This is a genomic window from Armatimonadota bacterium (genome assembly GCA_023511795.1).
In the GTDB taxonomy this organism is placed as follows: Bacteria; Armatimonadota; UBA5829; order DTJY01; family DTJY01; genus JAIMAU01.
Map to the genome: position 1 here is coordinate 316,358 of JAIMAU010000002.1, position 19,468 is coordinate 335,825.

General features: G+C 48.0%; 21 protein-coding genes. 18 read left to right on the top strand and 3 right to left on the bottom strand.

The window, feature by feature from the left end:
* Positions 1–22: 22 nt before the first annotated feature.
* On the bottom strand, positions 23–826 hold the full coding sequence (locus tag K6T99_04180; protein ID MCL6519005.1) for a class I SAM-dependent methyltransferase: 804 nt from the start codon (positions 824–826) through the stop codon (positions 23–25).
* A 242-nt stretch (positions 827–1,068) separates the two neighbouring features.
* Between K6T99_04180 and K6T99_04185 the strand changes: the two genes are divergently transcribed.
* A complete protein-coding gene (locus K6T99_04185) occupies positions 1,069–1,857 on the top strand; it encodes a class A beta-lactamase-related serine hydrolase (protein MCL6519006.1) in 789 nt (262 codons plus the stop codon).
* Between the two features lie 45 nt (positions 1,858–1,902).
* Positions 1,903–2,145: a hypothetical protein gene (locus K6T99_04190; GenBank protein ID MCL6519007.1), complete on the top strand. Its 243-nt coding sequence runs from the start codon at positions 1,903–1,905 to the stop codon at positions 2,143–2,145.
* A gap of 211 nt (positions 2,146–2,356) precedes the next feature.
* Here K6T99_04190 and K6T99_04195 read toward each other — a convergent pair whose 3' ends face one another.
* Complete coding sequence (locus K6T99_04195) at positions 2,357–2,659, bottom strand: STAS domain-containing protein (GenBank protein MCL6519008.1); 303 nt, start codon at positions 2,657–2,659, stop codon at positions 2,357–2,359.
* A 119-nt stretch (positions 2,660–2,778) separates the two neighbouring features.
* The gene (locus tag K6T99_04200; protein ID MCL6519009.1) at positions 2,779–3,165 is read right to left on the bottom strand and encodes an STAS domain-containing protein; all 387 of its coding nucleotides are present in this window, start codon (positions 3,163–3,165) and stop codon (positions 2,779–2,781) included.
* 212 nt (positions 3,166–3,377) lie between these two features.
* Between K6T99_04200 and K6T99_04205 the strand changes: the two genes are divergently transcribed.
* The 16 genes from K6T99_04205 to K6T99_04280 all read left to right on the top strand — a co-directional run bounded on the left by K6T99_04205 (position 3,378) and on the right by K6T99_04280 (position 19,404).
* On the top strand, positions 3,378–5,246 hold the full coding sequence (locus K6T99_04205) for an ABC-F family ATP-binding cassette domain-containing protein (protein ID MCL6519010.1): 1,869 nt from the start codon (positions 3,378–3,380) through the stop codon (positions 5,244–5,246).
* Positions 5,247–5,394: 148 nt separating this feature from the next.
* On the top strand, positions 5,395–5,973 hold the full coding sequence (locus tag K6T99_04210) for an RNA polymerase sigma factor (protein MCL6519011.1): 579 nt from the start codon (positions 5,395–5,397) through the stop codon (positions 5,971–5,973).
* Entirely contained in the window at positions 5,970–6,779 is an 810-nt protein-coding gene (locus K6T99_04215; GenBank protein ID MCL6519012.1) for a zf-HC2 domain-containing protein, read from the top strand. Before K6T99_04210 ends, K6T99_04215 begins: the two co-directional genes overlap by 4 nt.
* Positions 6,780–6,804: 25 nt before the next feature.
* Positions 6,805–8,223, top strand: a complete 1,419-nt coding sequence (locus K6T99_04220) for a hypothetical protein (GenBank protein ID MCL6519013.1) — start codon at positions 6,805–6,807, stop codon at positions 8,221–8,223.
* A gap of 253 nt (positions 8,224–8,476) precedes the next feature.
* The gene (locus K6T99_04225) at positions 8,477–8,932 is read left to right on the top strand and encodes a hypothetical protein (protein ID MCL6519014.1); all 456 of its coding nucleotides are present in this window, start codon (positions 8,477–8,479) and stop codon (positions 8,930–8,932) included.
* Between the two features lie 73 nt (positions 8,933–9,005).
* Positions 9,006–10,091: a zinc-binding dehydrogenase gene (locus K6T99_04230; GenBank protein MCL6519015.1), complete on the top strand. Its 1,086-nt coding sequence runs from the start codon at positions 9,006–9,008 to the stop codon at positions 10,089–10,091.
* 106 nt (positions 10,092–10,197) lie between these two features.
* Positions 10,198–11,628 carry a DNA repair protein RadA gene (gene radA / locus K6T99_04235; GenBank protein ID MCL6519016.1) on the top strand — a complete coding sequence of 477 codons (1,431 nt, stop codon included), beginning with the start codon at positions 10,198–10,200 and terminating at the stop codon, positions 11,626–11,628.
* Positions 11,629–11,645: 17 nt separating this feature from the next.
* On the top strand, positions 11,646–12,581 hold the full coding sequence (nadA, locus tag K6T99_04240) for a quinolinate synthase NadA (protein ID MCL6519017.1): 936 nt from the start codon (positions 11,646–11,648) through the stop codon (positions 12,579–12,581).
* Positions 12,582–12,604: 23 nt separating this feature from the next.
* Entirely contained in the window at positions 12,605–13,618 is a 1,014-nt protein-coding gene (gene nadC, locus K6T99_04245; protein MCL6519018.1) for a carboxylating nicotinate-nucleotide diphosphorylase, read from the top strand.
* A gap of 108 nt (positions 13,619–13,726) precedes the next feature.
* Entirely contained in the window at positions 13,727–14,539 is an 813-nt protein-coding gene (locus tag K6T99_04250) for a biotin--[acetyl-CoA-carboxylase] ligase (protein MCL6519019.1), read from the top strand.
* Between the two features lie 142 nt (positions 14,540–14,681).
* Positions 14,682–15,434 (top strand): YebC/PmpR family DNA-binding transcriptional regulator, encoded by a 753-nt coding sequence (locus tag K6T99_04255; GenBank protein ID MCL6519020.1) that lies wholly within the window; start codon positions 14,682–14,684, stop codon positions 15,432–15,434.
* 154 nt (positions 15,435–15,588) lie between these two features.
* A complete protein-coding gene (locus K6T99_04260; GenBank protein MCL6519021.1) occupies positions 15,589–16,623 on the top strand; it encodes a Gfo/Idh/MocA family oxidoreductase in 1,035 nt (344 codons plus the stop codon).
* Positions 16,624–16,801: 178 nt separating this feature from the next.
* On the top strand, positions 16,802–17,101 hold the full coding sequence (locus K6T99_04265) for a DUF935 domain-containing protein (protein MCL6519022.1): 300 nt from the start codon (positions 16,802–16,804) through the stop codon (positions 17,099–17,101).
* Between the two features lie 24 nt (positions 17,102–17,125).
* Entirely contained in the window at positions 17,126–18,007 is an 882-nt protein-coding gene (locus K6T99_04270; protein MCL6519023.1) for a DUF935 domain-containing protein, read from the top strand.
* Positions 18,008–18,070: 63 nt separating this feature from the next.
* Positions 18,071–18,913, top strand: a complete 843-nt coding sequence (locus K6T99_04275; protein MCL6519024.1) for a hypothetical protein — start codon at positions 18,071–18,073, stop codon at positions 18,911–18,913.
* Between the two features lie 68 nt (positions 18,914–18,981).
* On the top strand, positions 18,982–19,404 hold the full coding sequence (locus K6T99_04280; GenBank protein ID MCL6519025.1) for a hypothetical protein: 423 nt from the start codon (positions 18,982–18,984) through the stop codon (positions 19,402–19,404).
* Positions 19,405–19,468: the final 64 nt, after the last annotated feature.

Below are 19,468 nucleotides of genomic sequence, written 5' to 3' on the forward strand. Positions count from 1 at the left end.
TTTAAAAAGCCAGAGAAAAATATTATTCGACCCGCGTCTGGTCGGGTTTGCGAAGTCGAAGGCGAAGGAAGACGGACATAGGCTTCCCAAAAAGGGTAAACGTTCTAGGCTCAACTTTTGCATCTGCGAAGTGAGTTGCTTCAGCAATCTCTAAAAGTTCTTTCATGCTGTATGCTGCCCGCCAGGATGCCATTGGCCCAACTTCAAAGGCAAGACGCAAGTGGATTGGCAATTCCTTTTCGTATTTCTTCCACTCCTCCAATGAAACTTCGCTTTGATAGTCGTAAAGCCAGAACTCGCCGCCGGGATTCAGGATGCGGTGTATTTCATCGAATACCTGGGATGGATTGCGCCAATGGTGCAAAACGTTGACGCTAACGACAAGGTCAAAATACCTGCCTGGAAACGGAATGTTGGTCGGTTCGCCTTGGGTGAATTCAATCGCTTTTTCGACATTCGAAGCTCGGGCGTTCGCCTTGGCAACTCGTACCATGTCAATGGAGCGGTCCATTCCAACTATGGTGTGGAAGTGGTTTCTTAGAGCAAGTTCAATAGGAAGGTAGCCTGGTCCTGTGTCAAGGTCCAGTATTCTCGCAAAGCGATCCTCTTTATAGATTTCGCTTGCAATCTCGACATAAAGTGGTCGGAGCTGCCTTGCCAAAAGAAACGAGTAAAGTTGGGTGCCCGGGAATGGAACAGCTTCAATATTCTGAGCGAACTCCGCAATCTTGGATGTAATGCCATATCGGCGAGCGAGTACGAATAAACCCGCTCCGCAGAGGCTAGCGGCAATTCCAGTTTTTATGATTCTCTTTATTTTACTCATAATTTTTGTAGAGTAAAGTTTTATTTTCTTAAGTGCCGATGTTGTTTTACCCTGAAGCTGCAAGGCCTCAACCTTGGGTGATAAGGCACTTTGACGATTAAATAAGCACATCCTTTGAGAGTTTCTTCGCTCCAATGGCGTTTTTCTCCTTCGTTGACGTGCGATAAGTTTACTAATTAGAATTATGGCAGTAACAAGAGAAGTCACTAGTCCAGTTAGAAGTTCTAGGTAGAGGACAGAGAATGCCATCATTGGAGTCAGAGATACGAGAGATACTTAATCGCAACAAAGGCACATTTGGAATTGCGGCTTGGAATTCCACCGACGGCTTGGAGTTTTTCCTTAATGAACACGAGGTTTTTCCTTCTGCAAGCGTTATTAAAGTTCCCATTATTGTTGAGCTTTTTTGGCAACGTGATGAGGGGCGGGTTTCGCTCGACGAGACGGTCATTCTAAAAGACAAGGATAAAGTTGAAGGTTCTGGCATTCTAAAGGAGCTCCATGAAGGGCTTGAACTAACGCTTAGAGACCTTGCGACTCTCATGATTGTTATTAGCGACAACACAGCTACAAATTTGTTAATAGATCGCTTGGGTAATGATGTTGTTACTTCGCGCATGCGCTCGCTTGGTTTAAAGAAGACAACCCTTGCCCGCAAAATGTATGATTGGGAACAGGCTCGGCTTGGAAAAGAGAACCTTTGTACGCCGTATGAGATAATGCACCTACTGCGTTGGCTTGCCTGCGGTGAAATTCCTAGCAGAAGTGCGAGTCAGGAAATCATCGAAATCATGGCAAGACAACAATATAGGGACAAGATTCCGCTCATGTTGCCCGCCGACCTTAAAATCGCCAACAAGACGGGTTCGATTTCGGGTGTTACCCATGACGTGGCTGTGGTCTATGCGCCCTGGGGTCCATACGTACTCTGTGTGATGGCGAAAGGGATAGACGACCAAGAAGACCAGCGCATCGCCAAACTCGCCATAGCGGAGATTTCCAGGGTGGTATATGACCACTTTTCCGCATGATGGTAAGCTTTCGGAGCGGATTCGCTGAAAGGCAGGGGAAGAGACATGCAGACGGTTGACAAGTTGGCAGCTAGTTATTGGGAAGTAGACCGCAAAATGACTAGCCATCAACTGAGGCCTTACTGTGTTGTCATTTTAAGAAACAAAAAGCATAAAAAGACGGTCGTCAAAGCTAGTTCGTATGACTTCGAATCAATGAAAGAATATGCGGAGGCACTTCAGGAAGACTTAGAAAAGCTGACTAACGAAGAGTTCATCAGGAAGTATGATCTAACTACCATAACATAAAACCTCAGACCGGCACTTTGGGTGTAAGCGTTAGGAACGCCGGCGTGCTGGCCGGTAAGGAGCTATAATTATTGGCTTTTTAAGCAAGATGAGGGGTAGATTGAGGATTTTCCGAATCTACCTCTCTTTTTTTATTAATTGATGCATTAGTGAATTGGGCTTGCTTTGTTGTAATTTCTAGAAAGTACAGCGGTTCGAAAACAAAAGAGGGCTACTGAGCGTTGGCTTCTGCCAGGGCTTCATCCAGTGTAGTATACATTGGAAGACGATTTTCGAGGTGTGATAAAGTTATTAGCTTGCGAAAGATACCATGACATCCGACGATTGCTAAATGTCGGTTCTCATTCTGAAGTTTTTGCTGAAAGGATATGAGGGTCAGAATGCCAGAGCTGTCTATATAGGTTAGCTCAGCTGCATCCATGACAATATGCTTCTTGCCACTTCGTGCAGCGTCTTGGAGTGCCCTCGCTAGAACGGATACAGTTCCGCTGTCTATCTCGCCGCTGCATTTCACGATTGCCGTTTCCTTTAAACGATGAATAGAAATCGAACAAGATTCCGCTGACATCATTTGAGTCCAAAGAGGTAGTAGCCGATTGTGGTTTTATGAGCATCTCATTTGCTTTATTGTTTTTAGGCTGCTTGTTTTTCTTTCACGTCCGAAAGCATTTGGTCTAAGCTGTCTCGTACGTGGATAAACTTGTCAACACGGGTAATTTCAATCACTCGTCTGGTTGCATTGTGCCCTGGTGGCACAATTACGTAAAGTTTGGCATTCCGCTCCTCGAGTGATTTATAAGCGGCTATAAGCGCGCTTAGTCCCGAGCTGTCTAAATAAGATACGCCTGTTAAGTCCACAGCCACAATTTTTGTTCCACGGTCGACTGCCCGTTGCATGCCGTCTTCAAATCTTGAAACGTTATAAAGGTCAATTTCGCCAGCTGCACGCACAAGGGGTATACCATCTAAGTCTACCAATTCTATGGAGAGCTTTTCATTATCAGGGCGAGCGTTTTTCATGTCTGAACTACTCAATCTCCAGAGTAAGCCCGGCAAAAGGATTGACCTACCATCTAAATACTATAAGCCGCTTAGCTTTTGGTTTCGCAAGTTCATATACCCTTCTTTTCTACAAATAACACATAACCCCATTCCAAACTTTGTTGACACCTCATATCACCAATGCTAACATTCATGATTGAATTGCTACATATTTTACCTCAGGTGATGCTGTGGCTGTTATCGCTCTCAATTCGGTTAGGAAATCGTTCGGCGGGCTCCAGGTCCTCGATGAAGTGAGTTTTACGCTAGGATTTGGAGAGAAAGTTGCGCTTGTTGGGCCTAATGGGAGCGGAAAGACAACAATACTCCGACTTATTGCTGGTGAAGAGGAATCTGATTCGGGTACAATTCAAGTTCTTCCGGGTGTGACTATCGGCTATATGCCTCAGGATAGTGAATTGGTAGGTGAGCGAAGTCTCATTGAGGAAGTTTCGAACGCATCTGAGGAAGTAGTTCGCTTGGAATGGGAACTGCGCAGGCTTGAAGCTGCGATGGGCGAAGCGACGGGCGAAGAATTAGAGGCAATCCTTGCCAAGTATGGCGAGACGCAACACGAATACGAGCGTCTCGGCGGTTATTCGTTCGATGCAGAGGTTAAGTCGACTCTGAGTGGATTGGGTCTTGGGCCGGAACATTGGGAGAAGCCGGTTAACATCCTTAGTGGTGGACAGAAGACACGGGCGGCATTGGCAAAGCTGCTTCTACAACAGCCAGACGTGCTCCTCCTCGATGAACCGACGAACCATCTGGATATAGAGGCGGTCGAGTGGCTGGAGGATTTTCTCCAAGACTTTTCTGGCACGGTGCTTGTTGTATCACACGACCGCTATTTCCTCGACCGAGTAGTAACAAAGGTGATTGATTTGCACGAAGGATACACTAAGACTTATGCTGGCAATTATACGGCATATGTTCGACAGAAGCAGGAGTTTCTCCGACAGCAGTTTGAGGATTACGAAAGGCAGCAGGCAGAGATTGCTCGTTTAGAAGACTTCATCTGGCGGTACCATGCTGGACAACGACATCGGGAGGCGAAAAGCCGCGAGAAAAAGTTGGCGAGGATGGAGCGGCTTCGAAAGCCAAAGCTAGAAGCCGATAAAATGCGAGTTCGCTTTGAACAAGCTAAGACAAGTGGACAAATAGTGGCAGACCTGCGAGATGTTGGCAAAGCTTTCGGGGAGCGGCAACTATTTGCAGGGTTGAACCTCATGGTGGAGAATGGCGATCGGATTGGAATAGTGGGGCCGAATGGTGCGGGCAAGACGACCCTCCTTAGGATGATTGTTGGCGACGAAGAACCAACAACCGGCACACTTAGCCTAGGTTACGGGGTCGAAATAGGTTACTTCGACCAAGATTTGAGCGGCTTGGATCCTGAAAATACAGTACTTGAAGAAATATTGGATACAGAGGACCTTGGCCCGGCGGAAGCGCGAGTTTTCCTCGCACGCTTCTTGTTCAAAGGAGATAGCGTGTTCAAAGCTGTCTCGAAGCTGAGCGGTGGCGAAAGAAATCGTTTGGTACTGGCTAAACTGATGCTAAAAAAACCAAACGTTCTTGTGCTTGACGAACCGACAAATCACCTTGATATTGATTCCCGGCAGGCGCTTGATGATGCCCTAAAGGCATTTGAAGGAACGATAATTCTCACCTCTCATGACCGGTACCTACTGAACTCAGTGGCCACCCGAATCGTCGAAATTAAAGGAGGAGTAGCGCGGGTATTTGAGGGAAACTATGACTTTTTCGTCGAGCGAGCACGCCCAAGGCCAGCACGCCCTTCAAGAAGGAAAAAGCCAAAGCCAGTTGCCCGCAAGCCATCTGTTGCTAACGAAGTTGCTTCGACAGGGCTGACTGCCGAAGAAATCGAGCGCCAAATAGAAGCGGCTGAATCAAGGCTTGCTGAGGTAACACAACTTCTTGGAAATCCGGAAACTTATGCGAGCGCCGAGAAGGCGGCAAGTACCATTGCCGAATATCATGAATTGACTAGAACGGTAGAACAATTGTACGCAGATTGGGAAGCTTTGCTGGATTGAATATCGGCAGTTTTGCTCCTGACGATAATGACAAACCGACAGGCTACTAAAAGGAGATAGCTTCGGGAATGAGAGACTTATTGTACACCTTTGCCCGAACCTCAACGTCTAATGAGTTGAATATGCGCCTGCAGGTGCGAAAATGCTTATGGGTAGTTTGGAGAAGCCGGCAGTGCTGGACGCATCTGTTATAGACAGAGACCAGTTGCTGGTGAAAAGCTTTCTAGCTGGCGATGAAAGAGCGTTTGACGAGCTTGCAGTCAAATACCACACATATATTTACAACATCTGCCTACAGATGCTCGGCAACGCTGCAGATGCGGAAGATGCAACTCAAAACGCCTTAATCTCTGCCTATCGTGCGCTACCTCATTTCAAAATGAAATCACGGGTATCTACGTGGCTCTATCGCATTGCAGTGAACCAATGCCTGAGCCTTCAGCGAAGTCGGCGATTAGAGGCTCCCTTGGAGAAGGATTTCGGCGAGTGGTCCCAACCCAGCCTCGAAGATGTCGAGAAGCGTCGGATAATTTCGAAATTACTCCAGCGGCTTGCGCCTCACTTCCGTGCAGTGCTCATATTGAGGTACTATCGAGAACTTTCGTACATAGAAATTGCTGAGGTGCTAGGCTGGTCACCTGATAAGGTGAAGTGCTATCTCCACCGCGCTAGGAACGTCTTTAAAGAGATTTACCTGCGCGAGTGTGAGAACGGAGAAGTGCCATGAAGTGCTCCCAAGCTAGAGATAAGTTGATGGATTATATTGCGGCAGAGCTTCCGTTGAGAGAGGCAAAGGAGCTGAGTGGTCATCTTGATTCCTGTGAATCATGCCGCAAGTATTTAGCACTTGCGCAGAAGGCTTCTGAAGCACTGAATTGCTTGCGAGAAGAAGAACCGGCGCCAGATGTCCTCAGTGCAGTTAGGCAGAGGATTGATGCTGAAAGGATTGTACGTAGTCGGATTCGCGTGCCCCGCCTAGCAGCGGCGTTCGCGGTAATTTTTATATGCGCAGTAATCATTGCCGGCTGGTTTTTGCAGGGGTTGTTCACCCATGAAGCTACACAAATCACGCGGCAACAAGAACACTTTAAAGCTCCTACTTTGACGGATAATCTTACGGTGCAGAATGTACCAGATTCAATTCACGATTCAGCTAATATGTCCAAGCCCGTTGTTCAGCAAACTGAACAGAATATAAGCAAGCCTCAAATTCGTAAAGTTGCAAATGCCCTGCCTGTGCATAAGCGGCGGAGAACTATATCAACTGCCAGAAAACCCATATTGGCACATAAACCGTTAGGTGAAGCAAACGACAGAATTGCACCTGAGCCCAGCAATGGCGAGCCAGTAATGGTGTTCGTGCTAAAGCCAAGGGAGCCCGAGGTATACACAATACAAGTAAGCGCCGATGCCGAGTCGGATGAGGCCGAGACGCCGACTACCGAGCTGAATGTAGTGCGAGAATTTGACGTCGGAGGCAGGGTAACATCTGTAACTATCGCGGAAACGGTGGCATCTGCTAATATTTACTAGTTTGGAGTCACGGGGTGCACAGAACATGCACAAGATTGCAAGCTTTCTGACAGCAATGGTTTTAATTTCCTCAATAGCAGGGTTTGCCTTTGGGGGTGTAGATTCATCGAGTTCGAATGAATCTGAGAAAATATATCCCAAGCAGAGGCCACCGGAAACGAAAGAGCAAATCCCAAGGCGGTCCCGCGATTTGCGTGAAAGACTGTATCAGTTTGAGGGTGCACGCTTTGGGGATGCTGGGCGGTTTCGAATAGGTGATACATACTTTGGTGGGACCATCTCTCTCAAATGGCCAAATAAGCTAGTAAGCATAGATGTTAGGGATGCTGACCTAGCGAGGCTTACGGAGCTTCTCAGTGCACAAACGGGCATTCAGTTTGTGTTGGGAGAGGGGGTGCCAGTAAACCTAAAAATCACAATTCGCGTGTCGAAGATGGATGTAAAACGGTTCCTTGACACGCTTACTGCAACCACTGGCTTGACGTATATAGCCGAGCATAGGGAGACAGAGAAAACAGAAGCGGAGACAGCAAAGCAAGAAAAAGCCGTTGAGACTAAATCGGAGGATAGTCCGGACAGCCCCGATTTTGCGGATTCCGAAATAAGAAAGTTTCCATTCCCGGGCAAATTTTCAGAGAAGCATCCCATGTATGACTTCGCAAGAAAGGAAGTAACCCACGTCACTATCTACAGCCTCAAAAGCAAGGGTGTAATAGTGAATATGGGAAAGGTTTCGGCTTCGCTAAAGAACGCCGACCCTATCGAGGCGGTAACAAACCTTATCAAACAGATTGGTGGCGCAGGTTACGTAGTCATGAATCTAGATGATTATTTAGCTCTTCAGGATCCAGCTCAAGCGGAAAGAATAAGAAAAGCACTTAAGAGCGCTCCTCGCATGAAAGTCAACCTTGAATTAAGGGATTCGCCTATAACAGATGCGCTCGTTCAACTTTCTCAAAGGGGGAAGTTTTATATTACAATACCTAAACCTGGGATTCCGAATTTCCTGATAATACCGGACGTCGAAGTTGTAGACGAGAAAATACTACCTTCTCTCAGTGCTGCAGACAAGGAGGCTGAGGAAAGGGCAAGGAATGACCAGCGAATTTGTATGGCCAGAATGAAGGAAATGGTTACAAAGCTTCTAGCTTTTGCAAAAGCCAATGGTGGGGTGTTTCCGGATGCCGCAGAGTGGATGGAAAAGGTTCCATTCCCCAAAGAGTATCAGCGGTCTTATGCAATGAACAAATATTTGAGCCTTAGGAAGTTGAGCGAAATTAAAAATCCTTCTGAAGTAGTATTGCTGTTTGAATCAATCTGCGGCCGGGTATATGGAACAGAGGAGTCAGTTATTCCAATTCGGCGGCACCCCGATGGCATTGTGTTCGGTTTCGCGGATGGGCATGTTGAGATAAGGGAAGACATGCCCAATTTCAAGCCATAGGGTGAATCCTACCAGTTGATATGGCGGCGGAAAATGAGAAGGCCGGGCACGCCCCCTGGCCTTCTCGCTTATGGGTGTGGTGGGTGATTGCAGGGCGAGTTAAATTCAAAAACTCTATAAGTTCGCTGAACCAAGTGTGCCGAAAGCAATCTAACCCAGCGCTTTGATTATGAGCGCTTACATCCATAGTATAGCTAAGCAAGATGCATGCCAATATGGCACGGACGCATTCGATTTGTTATAATATCTCCCTATGGCAAGCCTTATTGAAAAATACAGAGCTACTCAAAGGCGGATTCGCGCACTATTTGCGCCGTATACGGCGGAGCTCTGCCCTGTTTGTCCTCAGCCGTGCTGCCGGAAACCCACGAAAGTTCGGGAGATTGATGTTCTTCTTGCAAATGCATTTGGATGTTCACTACCTTCGGCTGACCAAACGGTGAGAGAGTATCTGGAAGCTAGCATTAGTATCCTTGCTGGCGGCGAATTGGTTGAACAAACCCTTGAACCATGCGATTATTTGGGAAATAACGGGTGTCTTTTCCCCGATGATCTTCGGCCATTTGAATGCGTGAAGTATGTGTGTCCACAATTAAAACGCAGAATGACCCCACATGAGATGCGCGAGCTTAGATATCTGCTCCACAAGCTAGGCGTTCACCATCGAGCGCTCATTGACGCCGTCATGCCTGCGGGCCGCCGCCCTTGACACCAAATTCGGCTAAGAATATGATGTTCATGTTTAGATAAGTCCAATTAAAAATTTTGGCACAAAATATGTCATGAGAGCTGCCGTACTTGAAAAGTTCAACGAGCCGCTAGCAGTGCGAGAATTCGATAAGCCAATCCTCGGGCCTGGTGAGGTTCTTGTGCGGATGCTTGCCGCGGGTGTGTGTGGGTCAGATATCCACATGTGGCATGGTAAGGACCCTCGAATACCTCTGCCAACAATCATAGGTCATGAGGGCGTGGGAGAGGTGGAAGAAATTGGTCCCGAGCCGCCAAAGTCCATCAGTGGGAGAGAACTCAGCCGTGGGGATAGGATTGCTTGGGACCGTGGAGTTACGTGTGGCCAGTGCTTTTACTGTGCTGTGCGGCATGAGCCGAACCTTTGTCCAAATCGGTGGGCTTATGGGATTGGGAGGTCATCGGAAAAACCGCCCTACCTTGTTGGTTGTTATGCTGAGTACATCGTACTTGTGCGAGGCACAAATATCATTCATCTAGATGAGTTTCCTTCGACTGATTATGTGCTATTGGCAAGCACGTCTTGCTCTGGAGCAACCGCTGCCAATGCCGTGGAGGTTGCTGGTATTGAGCCGGGTAGCGCTGTTCTAGTGCAGGGTTCTGGTCCGCTTGGATTATTCCTAACTGCTTTCGCAAGCATGCTTGGGGCATCACCAATAGTAGTCGTGGGAGGCTCACCAGATAGCCTTGCGCTTGCACTAAAATTAGGTGCAGACCTCGTTCTTAGCCATCGAACTACACCATCAAAAGAACGGATGGAAGCAATTCGTGAAATTGCACCTCGAGGCATAGATATTGTGCTTGAGTCATCCGGCAGACCTGACTCGATAAATGAGGGAATACAAGCATTGAGAACAGGCGGCTCGTATATTTCCACAGGCTTTGCAGTCCCGGGAGCATCAGTAACCATTGATTGTTACCAAGATTTAGTGCGGAAAAACCTTCGGCTTCAAGGAGTTTGGACGAGCCATACGCGCCACCTTTATCAAGCTCTGGCGCTTGCTGGTCAGAATCCCGTGCTGGGCAAAGTGATTACAAGCACATTCACTCTCGAGCAGGCAACCGATGCCCTTGTTGCTATGGAACGACGCGAAGCTATTAAGTCGGCAATTGTATTCTAAAACTTTCAATTTACGCTTTGCAATATTCCTCCCTTCTTTGTGGTTTGTCGTTGCATTTCAACTTTTGATATAATTCCTTTGTTGAGAAAATATAAAGGGGTTATAATTGGCAAAGAAGCAGACTAAATATGTATGTCAACAGTGTGGATATGAGTCTCCAAAATGGCTTGGTCGCTGTCCCGACTGCAACGAGTGGAACACTCTAGTTGAGGAAGTTGTCACCCGAACATCGGAGGCTACGAAGAAGCCCGCGTCCGCTACATACAACCCACCCAAACCGATTACCGATGTTGTGGTCGGTGAGCATCACCGATACACCACTGGCATTGGTGAGTTCGATCGTGTTCTTGGCGGTGGTGTAGTGCCCGGCTCTGTTGTGTTAGTTGGCGGCGATCCGGGAATTGGGAAGTCAACCCTTCTTACACAGGTGGCTGAAAACCTGAGCCGCGGTGGCCCAACGCTCTACGTTTCGGGTGAGGAATCCTTAGAGCAGGTCAGGATGCGAGCCAACCGATTGGGCACGGTTTCAGAGCGCCTTTATCTCGCCGCTGAGACGTGTATTGAGCAAGTCGAGGCGTACGTGCATTCTCTTAAACCTGGTGCTGTCATTATTGATTCTATCCAGGCAATGTATGACTCGTCGCTGGAATCAGCGCCTGCCACTGTGAGCCAGGTTCGCTCTTGCACTGCAACTCTTGTTAGAATCGCGAAGAGCTTAAGCATACCAGTGTTCATCATTGGCCATGTTACAAAGGATGGTTCTATTGCCGGCCCACGCGTGCTCGAACATATGGTAGACACCGTGCTTTATTTCGAAGGCGACCGGCATCAAGTTTATCGGATACTGCGGGCGGTGAAAAACAGATTCGGTTCAACAGACGAGCTGGGGATTTTCGAGATGCACGAAAATGGCCTTGTGGAGGTAAGCAATCCGTCTGAGCTTCTTCTTGCGGAAAGGCCCCTGCATGGCCCGGGCTCGGTTGTAAGTGCCGTTATAGAGGGTACAAGGCCCTTGCTTGTCGAAGTTCAGGCTTTAGTATCGCCTTCGTATTTTGCTGCTCCAAGAAGGATGGTAAGTGGGGTTGACTATAACCGCACGATGCTGATTCTGGCGGTTCTGGAAAAGCGCATAGGACTTCGATTTTCTAATCAAGATGTCTATGTAAGCATAGCAGGTGGCGTAAAAGCCGCGGAGCCCGCGCTTGATTTGGCGATTGCGGCGGCAGTGGCTTCGAACTTGAAGGAATTGCCAATTGACCCAAAAACTTTGGTTGTTGGGGAGGTTGGTCTTGCGGGTGAAGTGCGAGGCGTGGTTCAGATTGAAAAGCGAATAAGAGAGGCGGCGCACTTGGGATTCGAGCGCGCAATCATTCCTGCAGCCAACGCAGGAAGAGCCAAGGTTACAGGAATGAAGACTGTTGGCGTGGAGTCGGTTTACCAAGGAATTGAAGCCGCGATTGGCAGCTTTAAGCGCAAGAGGGCGACGGCTTCCGCAATTGGAGAACGAGATTTAGGAGAGGGCGAAAAGGGTTGTTAGAATAGGAGCGAGTGCTTATGTCTTTAGAAAAGAGTGGAGTTGAGGATACAACGTTTCATTTATTAGGTAGGATAGAAGTATACCAGAATCTCCGCAATGCGGTTATTCTAGCTCATAACTATCAGCTTGGCGAGATTCAGGATGTTGCCGATTTTGTGGGTGACTCCCTTGAGCTAAGCAGAAAGGCGGCGGAGGCCCAGGCGGACGTTATCGTTTTCTGTGGAGTTCACTTCATGGCGGAAACAGCCAAGATACTTTCGCCGCAGAAAACTGTGTTGCTGCCTGACCTTGCGGCTGGTTGCCCAATGGCGGATATGATAACTGCCGAGCAACTACGTGAGCTTAAAGCCGAATACCCAGGGCGACCTGTCGTGGCATATGTAAATACTTCGGCGGCAGTCAAGGCTGAGAGTGATATTTGCTGTACATCTGCAAACGCCGTAAAAGTTGTCGAATCGCTTGATGCAGACGAAGTCATTTTTGTGCCCGACAAGTGTCTCGGCGACTATGTTGCATCGAAGACTAACAAGCGCGTTATCTGCTATCCGGGCTTTTGCCCAACACATTACAATATCACGCCTGAGGACATTCTAAGGGCAAAGGAAGAGCATCCCAAAGCGCTAGTAATCGCCCACCCCGAATGCACGAAAGAGGTGCTCGAGCTGGCCGATGGTGTTTTCAGTACGTCGGGGATGATTCGCTTTGCAAGAGAGAGCTCGGCACGGGAGTTTATTGTTGCCACGGAGGAAGGCTTGCTTCACCGACTCTATCAGGAAAATCCTGGCAAGAAGTTTTATGCGCCCACAGCTGGGGTAGTCTGCCCGAATATGAAGCTAATTACGCTTGAAAAGCTTGCTTGGTCGCTTGAAAATATGCAGTATACAATCGAGTTACCTGCCGATATAATAAATAGAGCACGAAAAGCGATTGAGCGCATGATAGAAATAGGATAGCTTATATTGGAAATTTAGTCATCATGAGTCTTAACTTTCTTGAAGTTGAAAACATAGTCCGGAGGGCGCTGGCGGAAGACATAGGAGCTGGCGACATAACAACGGCGCTAACTGTGCCGTCTACATCGTCGTCTCGCGCGCAGATGGTTGTCAAGCAGGATGGCATCATCTGCGGGTTGCAAGTTGCCGCTCTTGCATTCAACATTGTTGCCGAAAGCTACTCTTCGGGCGAGAACCTAATTCTTCGGAGACTCCAGCCTGGTGGTCAGGCTAATAGAGAGCCTTTATTTGGAGTTGGTGGGCCGACACGTGTAAGCATCCGTCACATGAACCCTGTCGAGGTGGTAAAAGCGGGTGCGCCCCATCCCGTATCAGTTGCCAAAGGGAAGAGCCTTACTTTCCGAGCGGAGATGCCAGATGGCTCACATGTAGAGGCTGGGGATGTTGTGGCGGAGATTACAGGCCCGACTGCAGTGATTCTAACCGCAGAAAGGACTGCGCTTAATTTTGTCCAGCGTTTGAGCGGAATAGCAACAATGACGTCGCGGTTTGTTGCGCTTGTGCAACATACTAAGACAGTAATTACAGATACCCGGAAGACAACCCCCGGTCTTCGGATTCTGGAGAAGTATGCAGTTCGTGTTGGCGGCGGACAAAATCACCGTTTTGGACTTTATGATGCTATCCTAATAAAGGACAACCATATTCTCGCTGCCGGCGGCATCACGGAAGCAGTTGCTGCTGCCAAGGCAAGGGCGCCTCATACAATGAAGATTGAAGTTGAAGCAGAATCGCTAGAGCAGGTTGAGGAGGCGCTTGCTGCGGGCGCTGACATAATCCTTCTAGACAATATGAGCCCAGCCATGCTAAGAAAGGCGGTTGCTCTTTGCAAGGGTAAGGCGCTCACTGAGGCATCCGGCAACGCTACTGAATCAAGCATTGCCCGAATCGCCGAAACCGGGGTGGATGTGATATCTGTGGGCGCACTGACTCATTCCGTGAAAGCTTTAGATGTGAGCCTGGAAATCGTTGGATAGCCGCAAATCAGAGAAATTAATCATAAAAAGAATAGCGCGGAAGTAAAGCAACTAACTTTAACGTTAATAATTCTCCGCACTCTCGCTTTCGTTGGCTGAGTTTGTCCAATGCAGTTTAGCATTCATCGCTTTGAAAGAGTTACCTCCACTAATGCAATTGCTCTTCAGTTTGCCAAGAAGGGCGCTCCTGAAGGAACGGTTATCATTGCACGTGAACAGACTGCCGGTAGAGGAAGGTTTGGGCGAAATTGGGTTTCTCCGTTGGATTCCGGACTTTACCTAACGATAGTCTTCAGACCCAACAGGTCGCTTGAGGAATTATGGCAGCTCGCTTTTGTATGCTCCCTTGCCGTGGCTGAGACGATTGAATGTGTATCCGGACTAACGCCGGGCTTGAAATGGCCGAACGATGTAATGCTAAACGGTCGCAAGGTTTGTGGCTTGCTAGTCGAGATTGGGAAAGCGGTTGTAGCATCTGAGCAAGGCATAAAAGACAGTAAGGAGAATGCAAACTCAACGCATGCTGCAGTCGCGATTCCGGATTCCAAAATTCCGGTCGTCGTTGGCATCGGCATCAATGTCAATAATGCCGAATTCCCCGAAGAGTTGGCAAATCATGCGACCTCGTTAGCGCTTGAGGCGAACAAAAGGTTTGATCTTCATAAAGTTGAGCAGTCGCTTCTAGGGGCCATCGAAGCAAAATACGCGCAGTATGGTCAAGAAGGCTTCCCGCCAATACTTGCGGCATGGAAGGGGTACGACATCACCGTGGGTAGCAGAGTAGCCGTTCACATGCTCGGTAAGGTTATCGAAGGTACGGCAGTTGAGATAGATGGTGAAGGCAATTTGGTTGTCCGCTGTCTAGATGGTACTTTAACTAAGCTGTTGGCAGGTGACGTTAATATCGAATTTAACCGGTGAAGACACCTGTGATGCCTATAAATTAATACTTTATTTAGGTGACTACTTTACAGCAAGCTCGGCCGTTGACGAGGCACGCTGAGGGGTGATATAATTAACACAAATCAACTATGAGTCGCACGCTTATGGAGGGTTGATTTGCATGGCGGGACATTCGAAGTGGCATAACATAAGGCTGAGAAAAGGTAAGCAAGATGCCGAGCGCGGCAAGACATTTACGAAGCTCGCTCGTGAAATAATAGTTGCAGCTCGTGAAGGAGGCGGTAACCCAGAAACAAACCTTCGGCTCCGCCTGGCAATTCAAAAGGCGCGTGAGGCTAGCATGCCCGCCGACAATATCAAGCGTGCGATTCAGCGCGGCACGGGCGAAATCGAGGGTGCCCAGTATGAAGAAGTAACCTACGAAGGATATGGACCTGGTGGAGTCGCAATCATGGTCTCGGCTTTGACGGACAACCGAAATAGAACGGTGGCTGAGCTCAGAACCATCTTCTCCAAGAATGGAGGAAGCTTGGGAGAATCTGGTTGTGTAGCTTGGATGTTCGACCCGAAAGGTATAATCACGATTCAGAAGGACTCCGTTGACGAAGATACGTTAATGATGATTGCTCTGGAAGCGGGAGCAGAAGATATACGCACCGAAGGCGATACATATGAAGTAATAAGCGCGCCGGAGGACTTCCATGCCGTTCGTCAGGCCATAACCGACGCTGGGGTTAGCTATGTAAGCGCTGAACTTACGCGTATGCCGAAGAGTACAATAGTTGTCAATGGCAAGGAAGCTCACCAAGTGCTTCGCCTAATGGACCAGCTAGAAGACAGCGATGACGTCCAGCAGGTTTTTGCCAACTTTGACATTCCTGAAGAAGTTTTGGAGGCAGCTGCTGTAGAGTAAGCGTCGGCATTCGGATATTTGACTTAATGACACGACAAAAGGGCAGGCAGAAAGCCTGCCCTTTTTTAATTGCCCTAATTCAGCAAGAGGTTTTAGATTCTTCGTCAATGGCAAAAATCTACCGAGGCACTACGCTTTGCAAGGGTGGAAAATTATGTCTTTACGAGTAGGCATAGTAGGTGCTGGCAGGATTGGCTTGGCTAGGGCACGCCAGATGAAGACTTACTCTGATGTGGAAATAACGGCCGTTGCTGACCCCAATCGGCCGAACAGAGATAAGCTTGCTGGATTCTCAGGGGCTGGATTGGCTGTTGCTGACCATAAACGGCTTGTTGTCGACAAAAATGTTGATGTTGTTTATATCGCTTCTCCTCCCAACACCCATCGCCAGGTTGCAGTGGATGCCTTGAACGCTGGCAAACATGTTATATGCGAACCTCCGATTGCCATTAGCATTGGTGACGCTGAGGCAATGCTTGCCGCCGCAATTGAAAATAACAGAAGGCTCTTGGTGGCGCTTTCCGAGCGATACGACCCGGTTAACCAAGAAGTCTACCGCCTCATTGAGGCTGATGAAATTGGATTTCCCTTTATTGTTCAGTTCACATATGTTGAGAATGAATTTAATAGGCTCAACGATTGGCATGACTGGAAAGGAACATGGGATATTGCAGGCGGCGGAATCCTTATGGAGCGAGGGTCGGGGATTTTGGACCTCCTGTGCTTTCTTCTTGGGCAGGTTGAGGGCGTAAATGCAGTTTGTACCAGATTCGCAATAGAACCACTCAACAAGGCTGAGGACACGTGCATGCTTGGTCTTGAGTTTAAAGAAGATATTGGCGCATATTTGCTTATGACAGGAGCAGCACAGTACAGCGCCTGGCCGCCAAATTTCACAGGTCTCGGTTATCGTATGGAAATATTTGGCTTGAAAGGGTCAATTCAGGTGACCAATTACGAGCCGCGGCTTTCCGTTGTGACAAAAAAGCAAAAGCGGCAAGAGATATCAGAGTCAGAAATACACACATCGTTTCCCACTGATATGCTCCGCGATTTTATAGACTGTATACGTGAGGGCAAGGAACCGCTTGTCACAACCAAAGATGCTCTATATGCGCTCCGCCTGATTCTTGCTGGGTATAAAGCTTCTCGAAATAAACGACGGGTTGAGCTGTTGGAGGAAGTGTAGGCGGCTAGTTTTCGCTATATATACTTAACCGCATGTGGACCTTCCTGCTTCTTGCGGTGACGTGCGCTTTTTTGAAAAATTTCCAGAAACGTTCACAGTTTGTTCTTTTATTTTCCGCCTTCCCGAGGATTTGTAATATTGAGAGCGAATTAAGCTGCTATTGCCCAAGGAGGTCATTATGAGCATCAGACAGCGTATTCTAAGCAAGTTTGGGCGAAACCGGCCGTTGATGGAGGAAGTAGCGGCAGCTCAAAGCAGACTTGCAAGCAGTGCCTACCGGCTAGCGGCATACTCCCCGGACGATCTTCTCAGCCGTAAAGGGCTTGCAGTCTATGATGAAATGCAGAAGGACTCGCAAGTTCTGTCGTGCCTGAATACTAAGAAGTTTGCCGTGCTTTCGAAAGGTTGGGATGTTGTCCCAGCTGATGGCTCCCAGGCGAACATACGTTCGGCAGAGTTTGTCAAATTTTGCCTTTAAAATATGAGGGGTTCAGTCCAAGATGTGTTGTTTAAGGTAATGGATGCGCTTGCAAAAGGATTTTCAGTTTGCGAGATTAACTACAAAATTATTCCCGATGGGCCTTTTGCAGGCATGGTAGGTTTGGAATCAATAAAATCTAAAGACCCGGCAGCTTTTGGCTTCGAAATGGACGAATTTTTAAATATCAATGGGCTCACCATTATGGAAAGCGGCAAGACAGCAAGCTTGCCGGTCGAAAAGTTTATCATTTATACCTATATGCCCGAATATGAAATGCCTTATGGCCAGTCAGACCTCCGAGCGGCATATAAGCACTGGTGGAGTAAAGAAGTAATTCTGAAGTTCTGGAATATCTACTTGGAAAAGTTTGGGTTGCCTACTGCCAAGGGATCATACCGACGCGGACTGCCGAAGGAACAACAGGATGACTTGCTTCGTGTGCTCGACAAAATACAGCAGGAGACAGCTATTGTTGTCCCGGAGGATATTCGAATTGAGTTGATTGAGGCGCAAAGGGGCGGCGAGGCTGGCTACTTGGCGGCAATCGAGTTTCACAATAGGCAGATTGCGAAAGCGATTCTTGGACAAACGCTGACCAGCGAGGAAGGCTCGCGGGTGGGGTCGCTCGCAATGGCGAAAGTCCATCTCGATGTCCTTTGTTTTTACCTTCAGAAGCTTAAGCGTGATTTAGAGGATACTGTAGTACAGGAACAGATTATTAGGCGACTAGTGGATATAAACTTTGGCCCATTAGCAAAAGTATATCCGAAGTTTGTGCTAGGAAGCTTGGAGGACAAAGATATAGAGGCTCTTGGAAGCCTAATTGAGAAGCTAATTGCTGGAAAAGTTGTCGCTCCTAATGAACCCTGGATACGTAAGTATCTTGGAATACCTGTAGCATAGGGGATAAACCTGAAAAACAAACTGGCATCATTTTTAATACTAATTAACTATGGGAGGTTTGCCATGAATGGAGCCATTTATTTTGATGTGGATTACTCCCCATCAGAGCCAATGCCGGTGGAGAAGGATGCAAAGATATTCGAAGCTGGCAATTATACAGATAAAGGGCTCATCATAACAGAAGATGATTTGGATACTATTGTCGGCAATTTTCACGAGGCGCCCGTGAAGGTTGAACATACTGACAGCCCGCTAGATCCACTTGGCGTTGTAAAGCGGATATGGCGGCGGGGAAAGGAGCTCTTTGCAAAGCTAGCATTTCCGCCAGACGTGGCTGGATTCTTGGAGCGCCGTGGAGTAAAGAAGCTGAGCGTTGCATTGTTAAAGGACCCACTGCGACTAGCGGAGGTTTCGCTTGTGCTGAATCCGCGCGTTCCTTCTGCGGCAATATTTGGCAAGAAGGGCGCCATTGACTGCCTGCCATTGGGCGCCAGGTTTGGTGATTCGCAAGCATTTAATCAAATAAGACGAAGTAGGAGGGAGGTGAATGAGAAGGTGAACGAGGCTGAGAAAGAGATTGCAGAGCTGAAGTTTGCACTGAAGTCGCGTGACGTGGAGGCGCAAATTGCCGAGTTCAAAGCCAATGGTAAGCTGGTCCCTGCATCAGAGCCGTTTGCTCGGGCAATCCTCTTGAATGCCAACCAAGTAATTACATCCTCGGATGGTGAAAGCACGGCGGCTGAGTTGTTCATCCAATTCCTGATGAACCAACCCAAGGTAATAGAGTTCTGCGAGACTGCAAAGGCTGTGGAGAAATCGGCGAGGCTGTTGACGTTGGAGGAGGAAAACCTTCTTGCAAAGCTCGGAATAGACAGGGAAAAGCTGGAGAAGTATGCGAAAGAGTAGCTGGTAATTGTAGATTAAATATGGGTTTTAAATCTGCATATGCAACATTAGAAATGGAGGTAAGATAGGTGACAGCGACTACAACGGATCGTGATACAAAGCGCAGTGATGGTATGCTCAAGGCGATGAAGATGTCGAGTGTCAAAATACCAAAGGGCGTTTTGGTCTGTATTAACACAAGTGGCTATGTTGCAAATGGTGCTGACACTGGCGACTTCAGATTTGCCGGGGTTAGCTATGAGCAGGCGGATAACTCTGCAGGTTTGGCAGGCGGTAAGGAAATTCGCGTTGAAAAGTCGGGCGAACATATGTTCGTATATAATGGCGGCGATGCTACTCAGGCTGTTGTCGGCAAGGAGGTCTACATTGTGGATAACCAAACCGTAGACGATGACCCGGCGGCCGTTGTGAATGACATTAAATGTGGTGTAATCGCCGAGGTGATTAGCCCCAGTTTGGTGCGTGTGCGAATTGATGGTTATGCAAGATAAAGAGAATACACTGCTTTTGCGGCACATGTTCTTGTAAGAGAGAGTTAGCTAAGCAACATTTTTT